General features: G+C 29.0%; 7 protein-coding genes and 1 pseudogene. 6 read left to right on the top strand and 2 right to left on the bottom strand.

What is annotated here, in order from left to right; all coding sequences use genetic code 11:
* Window positions 1-532 precede the first annotated feature (532 nt).
* Together psyc5s11_RS25535 and psyc5s11_RS25530 are read left to right on the top strand one after the other, a co-directional pair.
* Complete coding sequence (locus tag psyc5s11_RS25535; protein WP_224035259.1) at window positions 533-9,709, top strand: GH36-type glycosyl hydrolase domain-containing protein; 9,177 nt, start codon at window positions 533-535, stop codon at window positions 9,707-9,709.
* Between the two features lie 147 nt (window positions 9,710-9,856).
* Window positions 9,857-11,587 (top strand): MBL fold metallo-hydrolase, encoded by a 1,731-nt coding sequence (locus psyc5s11_RS25530; RefSeq protein WP_224035258.1) that lies wholly within the window; start codon window positions 9,857-9,859, stop codon window positions 11,585-11,587.
* Window positions 11,588-12,140: 553 nt separating this feature from the next.
* Here psyc5s11_RS25530 and psyc5s11_RS25525 read toward each other — a convergent pair.
* Together psyc5s11_RS25525 and psyc5s11_RS25520 are read right to left on the bottom strand one after the other, a co-directional pair.
* Entirely contained in the window at window positions 12,141-12,413 is a 273-nt protein-coding gene (locus tag psyc5s11_RS25525; RefSeq protein ID WP_224035257.1) for a hypothetical protein, read from the bottom strand.
* A 50-nt stretch (window positions 12,414-12,463) separates the two neighbouring features.
* A complete protein-coding gene (locus psyc5s11_RS25520) occupies window positions 12,464-12,712 on the bottom strand; it encodes a hypothetical protein (RefSeq protein ID WP_224038266.1) in 249 nt (82 codons plus the stop codon).
* Window positions 12,713-13,109: 397 nt separating this feature from the next.
* Here psyc5s11_RS25520 and psyc5s11_RS25515 point away from each other — a divergent pair, with 397 nt between their 5' ends.
* The 4 genes and pseudogenes from psyc5s11_RS25515 to psyc5s11_RS25500 all read left to right on the top strand — a co-directional run bounded on the left by psyc5s11_RS25515 (window position 13,110) and on the right by psyc5s11_RS25500 (window position 17,384).
* Entirely contained in the window at window positions 13,110-14,834 is a 1,725-nt protein-coding gene (locus psyc5s11_RS25515; RefSeq protein WP_224035256.1) for an N-acetylmuramoyl-L-alanine amidase family protein, read from the top strand.
* Between the two features lie 143 nt (window positions 14,835-14,977).
* Window positions 14,978-15,268: a transposase gene (locus psyc5s11_RS25510; protein WP_224035255.1), complete on the top strand. Its 291-nt coding sequence runs from the start codon at window positions 14,978-14,980 to the stop codon at window positions 15,266-15,268.
* A pseudogene (locus psyc5s11_RS25505) lies at window positions 15,240-15,662 on the top strand (transposase); the annotation flags it as partial. The gene psyc5s11_RS25510 and the pseudogene psyc5s11_RS25505, both read left to right, overlap by 29 nt.
* Window positions 15,663-16,043: 381 nt before the next feature.
* Window positions 16,044-17,384 carry an N-acetylmuramoyl-L-alanine amidase family protein gene (locus psyc5s11_RS25500; protein WP_224035254.1) on the top strand — a complete coding sequence of 447 codons (1,341 nt, stop codon included), beginning with the start codon at window positions 16,044-16,046 and terminating at the stop codon, window positions 17,382-17,384.
* Window positions 17,385-17,575 lie beyond the last annotated feature (191 nt).

The following is a 17,575-nucleotide window of genomic DNA, read 5'->3' as shown; positions in this document are numbered from 1 at the left end:
CATTTAGAAATTCATTTAAACACTAATAAAGTATATATTTATAATAAAAGTTGTGATTTTGTGAATTTCTGCTTGCTCTTAGCAGAAATTCAAACAAAATATTTGAAAATAATTTCCTAAATTTTAAATTCAGTATGTTGCTGGAAACATTCGTTTCCAGCAATACTTTTATATTGTGAATTTTTTGTATTTAAGTATGATTTACAATTGTAATTATGTAAGATTACTGCTAAATGTCAAATGAAAAGAAGGAAGATATATTATGCATATTAATGCTTAAAATGTGGAATAGCAGAAAATATACCTAAGGAGCGTGACGCAGTCACTTTTGTTCATTAAGAATAAAACTTTTTTGGTTCTGAAAAAATAACTGTCCAGTATGTTGCATTTTGCAACATTGGATAGTTATTTTTTTTTGGAGAATTAGATTAGTAAGAATATATTTTGTAATTTTGGTAAAAATAATTCCATTAACAATTAATAATTGTAAATTGTACATTTTCAATTGTTAATTGAAAAGGGGGTTTTTTACTTGAAAAACAATAACTTTTATGGAGTAAGGAAAAATGTTTTAAGAGAGCTTGCAGATGGATTTTCTTGCATCCGTGAAAACTACAAGTATTTTAGTAAGCTGTCTAAAAGTGGTTATAAAGTACTTGGAGCATGCGAATGGCTTCTTGATAATATATATTTGATTGAAAAAGAGTATAAAGGAATAAAAACAGAAATGCCCATAGATTATTTTAAGGGGTTACCTTCTTCTATAGGAGAAAATAATAAAGAAGATAAAGAATTAATTCCACGTATTTTTACAATTGCTAAGAATTATATAAATAATGAAGATGAAATTAGTTGTGATAACTTTATTATGTACATAAATAAAATTCAAGAACAAGGTATTCAAAAATATGGTATTAAAGACAGCAGCATTAAAAAACAGGATACTGTAGAAGAGAATTCAAATATAAACTCAGAAAATAATAAAACTGTTTTTACTATGGGGGAGCTTTGGGCTTTTCCACTTATGCTTAAAATAGCTATTATTATAAATTTATCAAAATACACACAGGAACTTGTTAATATTCAAAAAGAAGTTTTAAATTTAAAGAATATAAAAAATGAATTAGAAATAGATTATGATTTTAATGGCGGCACCAAAAAATATAACTTAAGAGAAGAGCTTTTAGAAAAACATCTTGGTGAATATATAAATTCAATTAGAAAAATTGAAGGGATAAGTTGGCGTAGATTTTTTGAAAATACTTCTTTAGTTGAAAAGGTTTTGAAAAATGATCCTGAAAATATTTATAACTTAATGGATTTTGCATCTAAAGATTATTATAGGCATAAGCTTGAAAAAATAGCTAGAATTATTCAAATAAATGAAATTAGTTTAGCAAATTATGTTTTAGAACTTGCTAAAAATAGCAAAGATAATAAGGAAGAAAGTTATAAGTGCCATGTGGGTTATTATTTAATTGATGATGGAATAAGTGAAATAAAAGGATATAATCATAGTATGAGAGGTGTGATTTCAGAAGAAACATATTTAAGTCTTAATATTCTAGGAACAATTATAATAAGCATACTTCTTTTATTTATAAGTATCTTAATGGGAATAACATATACTAAAACTGAATATATAATTTCATTATTAATTATTTTAATTCCCATAAATGAAATAATAATGGGTCTTATTAATTGGACGGTAAGTAAAATTTCGGAAATTAGATTAATTCCAAAATTAAATTTTAGTATGGGAATTCCAGATGAAAATAAAACAGTAGTTGTAATTCCGGCTATCGTGAATTCTAAAGAAAAAGTTAAAGAACTTATGGATAGATTAGAAGTTGCTTATTGTGGAAATAAAGATAAAAACTTATATTTTGCGCTACTTAGTGATTTTTGTGATTCTGATCATGAGCTTGAAGAAAAGGATGCTGAAATAATTAAATGTGGAATTGAATGTGCCAGAAGTTTAAATGAGAAATATTGTAGTGATAAGTTTTTCTTTTTAAGCAGGAAAAGACTTTATAATAAAAAACATAATGTTTATATGGCCAAGGAAAGAAAACGTGGAAAGCTTATGGAGTTTATGGCTTTACTTAGAAATAGTGATGATCATACTTATGATGTTTTTAGTTCAGAAATTCATGAACTTAAAAATATTAAATATCTCATTACATTAGATGAAGATACTTTTATGGTGAGGGATAGTGCTTTTAAACTTGTAGGTGCTATGAGTCATGTTCTTAATATTCCATATGTGAAAGAAAATAAAGTTGTTAGAGGTTATGGAGTAATGCAACCTAAAGTAAGTATAAGTTTAGAAAGTAAAAATCAGACTTATTTTTCTAAGGTTTTTGGGGGAGAAGAAGGTGTTGATGGATATTCAGTAGCTTATTCTGATACTTATCAAGATTTATTTGGCGAAGGATCTTTTACTGGGAAAGGAATAATTAACATAGATGAGTTTTATTCCTTATTACATAATTCTATAAAGGATGATAAAATACTTAGCCATGATCTTCTAGAAGGCGGAATTGCAAGATGTGCCTTGGTAAGTGATGTAGAATTTATTGATGGTTATCCAGGATCTTATGAATCTAGTTCACGACGCTTACATAGATGGGTTAGAGGAGATTGGCAGTTAATAGGGTGGCTATTTTCTAAAAAATTAAGTTTCTTATATAAATGGAAGATAGTTGATAATTTAAAAAGAAGTTTATTAGCTCCTAACTTACTTGCTACTCTTATTCTGTCATTGACTATTTTAAATGGAAGAAGTCAAATTGCAGTACTTTGCTTTTTAGGGCTTATTATTTCATTAGTATTTACAATAACAGATTTTGTTGTAACACCTAAAAATAAATTAATGGGGACCTTCAAAAGTTTTGAACAAATATTATTAATAATAAGTTTTATTCCTTATCAAGCCTTTTTAATGATTGATGCTATAACTATAACGTTATTTCGAGTGTGTATTTCTAAGAGGAATCTTTTAGAATGGCAGTCTTCAGATATTGTAGAAAAGAATCATAGCAATACTTTTATTGGTTATTTAAAAAGAATGTGGATTGGGTCAGTAATGGGATTATTGATACTTTATTTATCCTTTTACAGTTCTTTTGTAGTTATTACTTATAATTTAATTATTGGAGCACTTTGGATAGCTAGCCCATATATAGCTTATAGTATAAGTATTAAGCTTCCAGATAATAAGAATATTTTAAAAAATGAAGAAAAAACTTATTTAAGAAAGATAGCTAGACGAATATATGGTTATTATGAAGACTTTGTTAATGAAGAAAATAATTATTTAGCTCCAGATAATTATCAAGAAAAACCATTTAAAGGCGTTGCGCATAGAACTTCTCCAACTAATATAGGCATGGGACTTGCTTCAAATATTGTTGCATATGATTTAGGATATATAACTATACTTGAATTTGTTGATAAGGTGGAGCTTATATTAAACAGTATGAAAGACTTAAAAAAAGTAAATGGTCATTATTTAAATTGGTATAACACAAAAACAAAAGAACCACTATGGCCAAGATATGTGTCAACAGTTGATAGTGGAAATCTTTTAAGCGACTTGTGGGTATTAAAAGAAGCTATGGAGGAACTTAAATATAATAAAGTAATAAGGATAAAAGAAATTAAAGCATTAAATGACATTTATAAGATAATTGAAGATGAAGATTCATCTGCTAAACTTAGATTTACCTCAACTTTTAAAATAGGAGAATATCTTAAAGTTTTAAATGAAATTTCACTGAAAGTTGAGGCATTTAAAAATAATAAAAAAATAAGTAAATCAAAGCAGTTAGATGAGGTCAAAGATAATGATTTTAAGAAAGAAGAAAACAAAGTCAATAAAAATGAAAGCAAGGTAAATCAAGATAAAAATAAATTAAACGAAGAGGCAAATTATTGGATTTATAAGCTTACATATGAAGTTCAGAAAAAAATTAAATCTTATAATTGTATTTTAGGCGGTTTAGAGAAGTTATACAGTAAAGAATTTTTTGAGGGAGTTCCAAACATTATAGAATTAATCCACAGGTGCGAAGATTACAAAAGAAAAAATGGGGATAACTTTGATTGCACATTAGGAGAAAGAATTTATACTTTAAAAAAATATGTGGATAAAATAGATAAAATAATTGAAGATATTAATATAATTTCAGAAGAAATGAATTTTAGTTTTCTTTATGATAAAACTAGAGAGTTATTTTCTATTGGATACAATGTAGAAGAAGATTCTCTTGGAAATTCATATTATGATTTATTGGCATCGGAATCTAGAACAGCATCATTTGTTGCTATAGCTAAGAATGATGTATCTTCTGCCCATTGGTTTAAATTAAGCAGGGCAATGACTAATGCTTTTCATACTCATTCTCTTGTATCTTGGAGTGGAACTATGTTTGAGTATTTTATGCCTTCATTAATAATGAAAAATTATCCTAGAACCTTACTTAGTCAAACTTATAGATCCGTAATAAAAGCTCAAATAAATTTTGCAAAACAAAAGAAAACAACCTGGGGAATATCAGAATCTGCATTTTATAAATTTGATGCAGCACAAAATTATCAATATAAAGCATTTGGTATACCTGGTCTTGGATTAAAGAGCGGTCTTGAAGATGAAATAGTAATATCACCTTATTCAACTTTAATGACACTTAATTTTGCAAAGAATGCTGGAATTAAAAATCTAAAAAGACTTGAAAAAATAGGTGCATGCGGGAGATATGGATTTATTGAAGCTATAGATTATACTAAAGCTAGAGAAGATAAATATATAATGACACTTCCTAAAGGCGCAACACAAAATGAAATGTTAAAAAAATCACCTGTGGATAAGTATGTGGAGAAAACACCTATAAAAGGAAAAAGTAAGGATAATTTTTTATCAATTGAAAATAATTATCCACAAAATGTGGATAAAAACGAAGATAATGTGGATAAGCACGATAAAATCGTGGATAGTTATGATAAAAACGTGGATAATATATGGAATAAAAATAGAGATAATAATGTGGATACTGTGGATAACTTTAAGGATAATGAAAATATATATGAAAATAATTTACAGGATAGGGATTATGAAGTCTTAGGAAAAGAGTCTGAAGTATTAGAAAAAGATGTTGAAACATCTGAGGAAAATGCTGAAATTTTGAATAATACACAAAAAATTAATAAAATCATGACTTATATGGTTCATCATCTAGGCATGTCTCTTATGTCTTTAGATAATGTCTTGAATGACAATATTTTGATTAATAGATTTCATAATTTGCCAGAAGTTAAAGCAACAGAGCTTCTGCTTAAGGAGAGAATTCCACAAAATGTAACCTTTGAAAGAAATGAAGATTTTTCTTTAAAGAATAGGTATTTTGAGGGAGAAACCTTAATTCCAAGAATATTTAAAAACGCAAATGCAGATAGTCCACAGCTTTTATTATTAAGTAATGGTGAATATTCATCTATGATTACAGCCAGTGGAAGTGGATATTCTAAGAAAAATGATATTATGCTTTATAGATGGAAGGGGAATTCTACAAGTGATGATAGTGGAATGTTCTTTTATATAAAGAATTTAAATTCTAATGATTTTTGGAGTTCAACCTTTGAACCTTGCAAAAATTATGGTGATAAATATGTAGCAGAATTTAATTTGGATAAAGGTAAGTTTAGTAGAAAGGATGGAAATATTGAAACTGTAACAGAAATTGTAGTTTCTTCAGAAGACAGTTTTGAAATTAGAAAGTTAATTTTAAATAATTTAGGAGACAAAGGCCGAAGTATTGAAATAACAAGTTATATGGAAATAACATTAGCTACTTTTGGAGCGGATGCAGTACATCCTGCTTTTTCTAATTTATTTGTTGAAACCGAATATGATGAAAAAGAAAACATTCTTATAGGAAGTAGACGAGGAAGAGTTAAAGATGCAAAAGTCCCATATATATTTCATAAGATAATAGCAGATGGAAAGATTGCGGGTAGTATTACATATGAAACTTCTAGAATAAACTTTATAGGCAGAAATAGAGAGTTAAAATATCCACTAGCTATGGATAATGATAAAGCTTTGGATAATACAGTAGGGACAGTTTTAGATCCTATAATGAGTTTAAGAGCTAGAATTAGATTAGAGCCCCATTCACAAACGGAAGTTTTCTATATAACAGGAATATGTGATTCTAAGGAAGAAATTTTAGAATTATGTAGAGAAAATAGTGCCCAAAGTAAGCTAAACAAAATATTCAAAGATTATAGCATAATAGTGCAGCTTGAACTTAGAAAATTTCAAATAACGAGTAAAGAGGCAAATATATTTCAAAGTATTGCTAGTGAAATATTCTTTTTAAGTAACAACAGAAAAAACAGAGAAGAATATATTAAAAATATATCAAAACACCAAAAGGATTTGTGGGCTTATGGAATTTCAGGAGATATCCCTATTATAATGGCAGTGATTGAAAAAGAAAAAGACATAAAATTAGTATTCTCTATGATAAAATTCCATTATTATCTAAAGCTCAAAGGCGTTAAATTAGATTTGATTATATATAATAATGAAGAGATTTCTTATGATGAACCGATCCAAAAGAAAATAATGGAAGCCATAAAATTCGAAAGTGGAGGAGAAACCTTAAACCAAGCAGGCGGAATATTTATTCACAATAAAGCAACTATGGACCTTGAAGTTAAAGACTTATTAATAGGTATTTCAAGGGTTTATGTAGATGGTCAGAACAATCTAAATTCCTATATAGATTCAAACTCGCCTGTGGATTTAAAGAATAGTTTAGCCTCAAATATAACCATGGAAAACAATAATGAAATAAAATATGAAGAATATGATCAGGATATTGATGTATTAAATAGTGATGATTTACGTCTAGGAACGGGGGAAACAAAAGAAATAGACGATCAACTTAAGTATAATGGAATAAAAGAACATTTAGAGAAAAGTGTTAATAAAGAAGATGATTACAATGTAGAAAATGCTTTTGAAGACTTCAATGCAGAAAATGTTTATGAGGATTTTAATGCAGAAAATCTAGATTTCTTTAATGGCTATGGTGGTTTTAGCAAAGAAGATAAGAGCTATATAATTAAATTATCTAATTATAAGAATACTCCAGCTCCTTGGATTAATGTTATTTCTAATGAAGATTTTGGATTTCATATATCTGAGTCAGGTGCAGGATATACTTGGTGTGGAAATTCTAGAGAAAATAAAATAACACCTTGGAGTAACGATTATATTAGAGATCCTTTAGGTGAAGCTCTTTATATTAAAGATAATATTTCAGGAAACTATTTTTCAATATCACCAAAACCAGTTAGAGATGATGGAGATTATTTAATAAAACATAGTTTTGGATATTCAGAATTCAAGCATACTGCGTATGATTTAAAAGGAAAACTTGAGATTTTTGCACCTATTGGTGAAAAATTAAAAATTCAAAGAGTTACTTTAGTAAACTTAAGTGATGAAGATAGAAATATTTCATTGTTTTATTATGCAAAGCTTGTCTTGGGTGTTTATGAATACGATAGTTCAAGATATATTTCTACATATATAAGTGGTGAATTATCTCAAAATGAAAAAAAGACTTCATATAATAGTGGGTTTATAGGAGGAAGTAATCCTTATAGTGAGTACTTTGGTAAATTAAATGCTTATTTAACTATTTTAGGCGGAGAAAATTTAAGTTTTACTGGAGATAATAAAGAATTTTTAGGTATTGGTGGTGAGATTTCTAAGCCAGAAGGTGTGAAACACAATAATTTAAGTAACTGTTCAGGTGCAATTTATGATCCTTGTTTAGCAGCTACAACAAGTGTTAAATTAAGAAAAGGAGAATCGAAGGAATTAGTTATTTTATTTGGGCAAGAAGAAAGGGAAAATATAGAGAAAACAATAAATAAATACAAGACTTATAAGAATGTAGAAGTGGAGTTAGATAAGGTAAAACAATATTGGAGTCATTTCCTAGGAAATATACAAGTTAAGACACCTGACAAATCTTTAGATTATCTTTTAAATGGATGGCTTTTGTATCAAACCTTGAGTTGTAGATATTTAAGTCGAAGTGCATTTTATCAAAGTGGTGGAGCTTACGGATTTAGAGATCAACTTCAAGATTCTTTAGCACTTGGAGTAGTGAAACCTGAAATGACAAAGGCACAAATCTTAAGAAGTGCTTCAAGACAATATGTAGAAGGTGATGTACAGCATTGGTGGCACCCAGTTGTAAATTCTGGTATAAGGACTAGGTTTAGTGATGATCTATTATGGTTACCTTATGTAACAGCAGAATATATTAATTCTACAGGAGATTATGAAATTTTAAATAAAAGTGAACCTTATTTAGAAGATGAGCCTTTAAGAGAAGGGGAAGATGAAAGATATACTATAGTAAATCAATCTTCAAAGGAAGGTACTATATATGAACATTGCTTGAAAGCTATAGAAAAATCCTTGAAATTTGGTGCTCATAATATTCCTTTAATGGGTAGTGGAGATTGGAACGATGGAATGAGTACTGTTGGAAATGAAGGAAAAGGAGAAAGTGTATGGCTTGGATGGTTCTTATATTCAATTTTAAATAGCTTTATTGAAATTGCTGAAGTGCAAAATGATGAAGAAACAAAAAATCATTATGAAGAAAGAAAAGAATTCATAAGAGAGAATTTAGAGAAAAATGCATGGGATGGTGGCTGGTATAGAAGAGCATATTTTGACGATGGTACACCACTTGGCTCGAGAGAAGATCCAGAATGTCAAATTGATTCACTAGCTCAAAGCTGGTCCATAATTTCAGGCGCATTTGAAAAAAACACTAAAATTGAAGCTAAAACAGATGGAAGTGCAATGAATGTGTATGGAGAAGAAAGAGCAGTAGATGCTTATGAAATGACAACATACATAGATGCAAGAGCAAGGGCAATTGAAGCTATGGAAGCTGTAGATAGAAATCTTGTTAAAAAAGATAAGGGGATGATATTGTTACTTTCACCCCCATTTAGTAATTCTGCATTAGAGCCAGGATATATAAAAGGATATGTACCAGGAGTAAGAGAAAATGGAGGACAATATACTCATGCAGCAGTTTGGGTTATATTGGCTTTAACAAAGCTTGGACTTGGTGATAAAGCAACCAAATATTTCAATATGATAAATCCAATAAATCATGCAAAAACAGAATTAGAATGTATGACTTATAAAGTAGAACCTTATGTAATGGCAGCGGATGTGTACATAAAAGAACCACATTCTGGACGTGGAGGCTGGAGCTGGTATACTGGAGCATCGGGATGGATGTATAGAGTTGGAATTGAAGATATTTTAGGTCTTAAAAAAGTCAAAAACAAAGGATATATTATAAATCCTTGCGTGCCAAAAGATTGGAACGAATTTGAAATAAAGATCACAAATGAAAAAGAAGATTATGATATAAGGGTATCTAGATTAGAAAAAGAAGACATTAAACTGAAGTTTAATAAAGAAGATATAAATATATACAATGACTCTATGGATAACTCTAAAACTTTGACATCAAAATCAGAGCAGCAGAACATACATGGAAATGAAATGCAAGTAGTTATAAATGGAGTGAATATTAAAGACAAAATAATTCCAAGAGATGCAGGAAAACTTAATATTGAAGTATATCTAAAGTAATATATATTAACATATTTAAATCATATAAATATAGAGCATTTCCCATAAATACAAAATTTATGGGAAGTTTTTTGCATTTAAAATTTGAAACAATTGAAATCTTGCAGTATAATGTTCCTTATGAATATTAAGGAGGCAACATAGGTTATGCAAAATATAAAAAAGGTGTTAGTCATAGTTTCAATGATTTTCGTATTAAGTATGTCGTTTATGGGAACCAATGCAAAAGCAGAGAATAAAGTGGACAAGCAAAATACTATAACTACAACAAGTGAAAACACAACAGGTACCCAAAATAATGAAAGTAATAAATCATCTAGTAAAAAAGACACAGGAGCAAACAGTCCAAGCGCGGGGAAGGTTGGACAAAATCAAGATTCATCAATAGTTAAAAATGAGGGAACAACAGTTATAGAAACTTTTCCATTATGGAAAACTATGGATGGAAAGTTGTATTATGTTACTAAAGATGGAATACTAGAAAAAACGGGATGGTTCAAGGAAAAAGATGAGAATCCTGGTGTTAACAATGATTATGAGTATTATTTAGATAAAAATCATGCAGCAACAATTGGCTGGAATAAAATTGAAGGTTCATGGTATTATTTCAATGAAGCTGGAATTGAGCAAACTGGTTGGAAGCTAATTAATTATAATTGGTATCATTTAAATAAAGATGGAATAATGGAAACTGGTTGGATTGAAGATGAAGGAAAAAAATATTACTTAAATGATGACGGTGTAAAGGCTCTAGAAAAGAAATACATAGAAGATAAATGGTATTTTTTTGGAGATACTGGAATTCTTCAAACTGGAATATACAGTTACAAAGGGAAATATTATTATTCCACTAAAGAGGGAGTAATGGGAGCAAATGAATGGATAAATACTAAATCTGATAAGTATTATGTTAAAGCAGATAGTACTCTTGCAACTGGAGATGCAATTATAGATAATGTAATGGATAAATTTGATTCTAGTGGAAGATACATAGGGCCTACACAAATTAAAGATTATTTATTTATAAAATATTTAAAGGTTGGAAATGCAGATTGTGAATTCATAAAGCTTCCAAGTGGAGAAACTGTACTCATTGATACTGGAGAAGCAAAAACTTCACAAGAAGTAGCTGATTTTTTAAAGGGGCAAGACCTTAAACAGGAAGATGGGAAAGGAGTAATTGACTATATTGTAATTACTCATGGACATTCTGACCATATTGGTGGACTAGCTTCTATTTTGGATAAATTTAAAGTTAAGAAAGTTTATATGCCTGATATTGCAATAATGAAAGATTGGTATTCAGATGTAAAGGTAACAAGCAAAAATGAGGCAAGTGTTGAGATGCTGAAATTGGACTATAAAATATACCAAGATGCAGTACAAGCAATGGAAGATAAAGATATAAAATTCACTAATACAAAGAAAGGTGAATTTATAGATAAAGGTAAAATATTACAATTTGTACAAGCAGACAAAGGTTTTGGGCCAATAGGTTCTGATGCAGTTACAGCAGATTATTGGAGTATTAATGAAAGCTCAGCATTAGTATATTTAAATTATGGAGATTTACAAGCTTTCTTTGCTGCTGATATGGAATGGAATTCGGAAAAAGATTTCTGGGTAAATGATTTATTAAATGGAAGAGATGTTGATGTATTAAAGGTACCACATCATGGGAATGATACATCATCAACTGTAGACTTTATTAGATATTTAAAACCAGATATAGGAATAATAAGCAGAGCAGAAGAAAATGTTCAAAAAAATGTTGCTTATAGCAATTTAACTTCAAATGGAGTTAGTATATATGAAACAAGTTCAAAAGATGGAATTTCAATATATGCAACACCAGAAAATTGGACAGTTTCCCAATAGATACTACACTTAGGCGGTATCTCGCCGAAATCAATAATACTCTGTTGTTTCGGTTTCTAAGGAATTTTGATGGGTGCTTCTAAGATCGCAAGTTATACCAAAATGCTTGCTTCAAAGGTAAACTTTGAACAAGCATATTTGGAACAACTTACAATCTAAGAAGCACAACCATCAAAATTCCTAATGAAACACTGCACAAAAGAGTATCATTGATTTCTAGTTATGCGTATATATTCACAATATAAGTATAATTTAGAAGATGCGTATCTATATAATTTAATTAAAAAAGTTTCCCATAAGTATTGAATTTATGGGAAACTTTTTTTGGAAATAAACACTAAATTAAAATGATAAACTCTAGTGTTTAAGTATTATGGGGTACAATTATTATTTTTACCAACATTAAAAAAAATATTCAAATAATTTTAGAAATTAACAATTAACAATGAAGGAAGAAAAGCCTATGGCTTTTTAATAATTATATTTAAGAAATTACGAAGTAATTTCATCCTTAATTGGTCACAGGCTACCCATAAAGGGTATAAATTGTACATTACTCTTCTGTATAATCAAATTCTGCATTAGATATATTATTTGAAACAATGGGATCTGCTGCTGGATTTGGCATATTTATTGAAAAATCAACACCTGTAGCACTTTCAACGCTTTCATTACTTGGAGTGTAATCAGTTCTCATTTTTGGCAAATATGATTGTTCTATGTTTTCAGAGGAATTGCTCATTAGTTTTGGTGAATTAGTATTACTTGACTTTTTACTAGAACTGCTTTCTAAATTTAAATTATTAGGTACTTTTTCTTTATCCATAATAATCTCTCCAATCTTAATTAATAATTCTTTCTAATTTTAATATATTTTCATATTTCATCGTTATAATTAGATTCATCAGAATCGCCATCAGCATTCAAATCAATAAGCTGTGTATCTAGGTTTGTTCTGGAAATATTTGAGTTATTTTTATTCTTAATGTTTCTTTCACTTGAATTATTAGTATGTCTTAAATTTTCAGAATCAGAATCTTCTAACGCTGTTGAGTAGATATCCGTTAATTTTGAAACAGCATAATCTTGTTGAGTTGGGTTAGATGTAATCTTTTCTTTACTCATAATAATCACTCCTATCAATGAACAATTAACAATTGACAATTGACAATTGAGGAAGAAAAGCCTATGGCTTTTCAAGAATTATATTTAAGAAATTATAAAGTAATTTCATTCTCAATTGGTCGCAGACTACCCATAAAAGGCATAAACTGTACATTGTAAATTATTAATTGTAATACATTATTATTATTTGAAAAAGTAAGTTCATTAATACATGAAATATGTAGAATACATAGAAAATTGTGGGGAGAAATCAGAAATAATTGGATTTTACATAAGAATAATGGTAAAATTATTGTATGTGAGTTATGTTAGTTTAATATTCAACTAAATTCACGTATAGAATAAGGACTTTACCTGAAAAGGTTAATTTTATAATGACATGAGGGGGAAAAAGATTATGAATAAAAATATCAAACGTATAATTGCACTTACACTTACTATTAATGCTTTTTCAGCAATTTCAGCTATAACACCAGGAGTAGCTTTAAATTTTATAACTAAGCCAGTTTATGCAGCTTCATATTCTCCAAGTTCTGAGGAGTTAAAATCATTAACTGTAAAATCAACAAATGGAGATACTCTTGATTTACGTGATGACTATAATGGAAGTACTGTGAAATTAAATGATGATAAAGAGTATTATGTAAAACTTACAGATGATAGTGATGGAATAAAAATAAATGCAACTGCAAAGGGTTCAGATTACGTAGTTAGAATTTTCACATCTGATAAAGCTGATGCAACAGGAATTGACCCAGGGGAAAAAATTTCACTTGGAAAAGGTAATACAACTCTTTATGTGAGAACATATGAATCTTTATCAGCATATAGAAAAGCTAAAGATACCAGTAAGGACGTAAGAATATGTAAAGAAACATATGAAATAAATGTGAAGAAAACAACAGGTAGTGCTTATGAAGACACTACACAAGATTCTGTATATTTAGAAAAGATTAGCCTTAATAAAGGAGAAATAACTTTCGTGAAGCAAAGAACTAGTTATGATGTAAAAGTAGATGCAAACGTTAGTGAAATAAAAATTACAGCACCACCAGAAGATAGTGGTGATAGAGTTAGAATAGATGGAACATTAGTAGATAGCAACGACAACTATAGGAAAACTGTTTCTTTAGATAATGGTAAAAATGAAATTAAAATAAAAGTAACAGATGATAAGGATAACCAAAGAACATATACTTTAAACGTAACAAGAGGGACGTCATCAAGTGATAATAAGGATTCAATATACTTGGATGATCTTACTGTAAGTGATGGTAAGCTTGATTTTTCAAAAGAAGACGCGACCTATAATGTGAAACTTGATGATTCAGTTAGTAAAGTAACAATAGGTGCAAAACCAGAAGATACAGAATACTTAGTTACAATCAATGGAGAAGCAGTAAATTCTGGGGATGATTATGAGAAGAAAGTTTCTTTATCTAAAGGCGAAAATACTGTTAAGGTAGTAATTGAAGATGAAGTAAATGATAAAAAAAGAACATATACATTAACAATAACTAGAGGCACAGCAGATACTGTTGCTACTACTGATACAACTACTAAAAAAGAAGGCTGGGTACAAACAGAGGCTGGCTGGATATACAATGATGCAACTGGAAAGCAATTAAAGAATTCATGGCTATTTGATAAAGAGCAAGGCGTATATTGTTATTTAAATGAAAATGGAATTAGAAAAACAGGATGGCTTAAAGACAATGACAAATGGTATTTATTAGATACAAAAGGTGCTATGTTAAAAGGCTGGCAAGATACTACAGATGGAAAAAAATATTTGCTAGATGCAAGTGGAGCTATGAAGACAGGCTGGTATGAAGAAGAAGCTGCAGCTACAAATACTTCAAGTGACACAAGCGTAGCTGTAAATACTGCAAAAACTAAAAATTGGTATTATTTAAATACTGATGGAACAATGAAAACTGGTTGGTTACTTGACAGCGGGAAGTGGTATTACCTAAATACAAATGGAATAATGCAAAAGGGATGGTTAATCAGTTCTAATTCAAAATACTATCTAAATGAAGATGGAACAATGGTAACAGGTACTAAAACAATTGATGGTAAAGTGTATAAATTCACTGTAGGTGGAACGTTAATAATTTAGTTTTTATAGTACTCAAATAAATTTTTTATTTTTAAAGGGGCTGTTGCAAAACTAACGTAGTTAGTTTTGTGGCAGCTCATTTTTTTATAAAAAAATAAAAAATGTGAATTCAAAAGAATTCACATTTTTAGTATAATTAAATTATGTTAAAAACCAAATTATACAATAAAAATTATAATCAATTTAATGATAATTATCAACTTATATTACCATTAAATTTAGAAAACTTAATACCAGAAGATGATTCAGTCCGCTTGCTAAGCCATATATTGGAGGGATTAAATTATACAAAGTTGTATCAGGCGTACTCTTCCGTTGGAAGAAAACCGGCAGTGGAACCAAAAATCATGTTCAAAATAGTATCGTATGCTTATTCTCAAAATGTTTATTCTAGTAGAAAAATAGAGAAAGCTGATTCCGACCTCTATTATTAATAGAAAATCCGCCAGTGGATACAAATCAGAGGCTACTATCTATGAGTGTGAAAGTTGTGATAACTGTGCTCATAAATCGAAGTGCACTAAAGCAAAAGGAAATAGAAAGATGCAAGTTTCAAAAACTTTTATGGAAAAGCGTGAAATATCTTATAGAAATATCACAACTGAATTTGGAACTAAATTAAGAATGAACAGATCTATTCAGGTCGAAGGAGCATTTGGAGTTCTAAAAAGTGATTATGAATTCAATAGATTTTTAACACGTGGAAAAAATAGTGTTAAAACTGAATTTATTTTGCTTTGTTTTGGCTACAACATTAACAAATTGCATTCAAAAATACAAAATGAAAGAACCCAAAATCATCTTCATGAATTAAAATATACTGCCTAATTATGGAATAAAATAAGTAGGTTTATTTGAGTGCGCTTGAAATTCAGAAATCTCCCCAAAATTGATTTGATATTTCAATTTTGGGGAGATTTCTTTCTTTGAATCGAAAAGGAGCATCGCTCCTGATCGAAAATCAATCATTTTGCGACACTCTCTTTTTTGTTTTTAGTAAAATATTTATAAAAAATTAATAATTACATAACAAAATGTTTAGAACTATAGGATATACTTAGAAATATATAGAATTATAGTTCTATATTTATAATTAAATTATTTTGTGGTATTATAACTATATAGAGGTTATATTACCATATAGTTAATTAATTAAACTTATAAAGATAATAAATGTAATAAAGTTAAAAGTGTATAAGGAGGAGAACAATGCATAATAAAGTTAAACATATAATTGCTGCAAGTCTTGTAATAGGAGCAGTTTCAGGGGTTTTACCAGCAAATAATTTTATATTAGGAACTACTAAAGCTTATGCAGCATCTTATAGCGGTGCAAGCACTGGGGAGTTAAGTTCATTAACTATAACTAGAGGAAATGGAAATGACCTTGAACTACGAGATAGTTATACTGGTGATGCGATATCATTAACAGGGCAAAATGATTATTATATAGAGCTTAAAGGTGCTGATGGAATTGATTTATCAGCAGATGTACAAGGAAGCGGGTATGTAATAAAAACATTTACTTCAGCTAGTAAAACTGAAAAGGGCAAAGATGTTGGAGATTATATTAGTATTAATTCAACATACACTAATATTTATTTAAGAACTTATAAAAGTGAAGGTGATTACAAAGATGCTTATGATGGTGGAGATGTAACTAATTGCAAAGAAACTTATGTAATTCATGTTAAAAAGCCAGCTGCAAGTGATTCTGAAGAAGAAGAGAATACAGACCATGCATATTTAAGAAGTATTTATTTAAGTGATGGAAATATTGATTTTTCAAAGAAGAAAACTTCGTATGATGTTAATGTAAATGAAAATGTTGCAGAATTAGTTATTAGGGCAACTCCAGATGATAAGGATGATTCAGTTGAAATAAATGATAGCTCTGTAGAAGAAGATGATAATTATGAAAAAACAGTAAGCCTAAATAAAGGAAACAATACTATAAAGATATATGTTAAAAATAATGATGATGATATTACATATACATTAAATGTATATAGAGGAAAGATAGCATCTACAACTACCGCTGCAACAGGAACAGCTACAGCTACAAATTCAACTACAGGTGCTCAAACTTTCACAATCCAAAGTGACGTTAATAAGTACAATGCATGGCAAAGAGTTGATGGAAAATGGAAGTATATTGATGGTACTGGACAAGTTTTAAAGAGCCAATGGTGGTTTGATAAAAATTCTGGAATGAATTATTACTTAAATGCAGATGGGTTTAGAACTACAGGATGGTTTAGTAATAACAACAATTGGTATTATTTCAATGAAAACGGAGAAATGAAGACAGGCTGGGTAGGTATAGATAAAAATTGGTATTACTTAAATAAAAGTGGAGTAATGAAAATGGGATGGCTAGAAGATGCTACTGGAAATTGGTATTACCTTGATAGTAGCGGAGCTATGAAAACTGGATGGGTTGAAAATTCAGATGGAAAGTGGTATTACCTAGATACAACAGGAAAAATGATTAAAGATTCAACAGTTAGTGGATATAAATTGGATAACGATGGAGTTTTAATTAGCTAAGAAAATTTATAAAGTAAATAACTGCCACTAATACATCTCCATCTTTAGATTATTGTATTAGTGGCAGTAAGCTTATGGAAAAAAGTTTCCCTTTGAGTATATAAGTTCAAATTAAATCAAAATGAGATTAAAACTTACTTGAATTGAACTTTATTTAAGGTTTCACAATAAAATTAAGATGAATTTAAGAA

Origin of the sequence: Clostridium gelidum (assembly GCF_019977655.1) — a bacterium.
In the GTDB taxonomy this organism is placed as follows: Bacteria; Bacillota; Clostridia; order Clostridiales; family Clostridiaceae; genus Clostridium; species Clostridium gelidum.
Note: the sequence above shows the minus strand (reverse complement) of the source record. Positions and strands in the feature narration are given on the sequence as shown.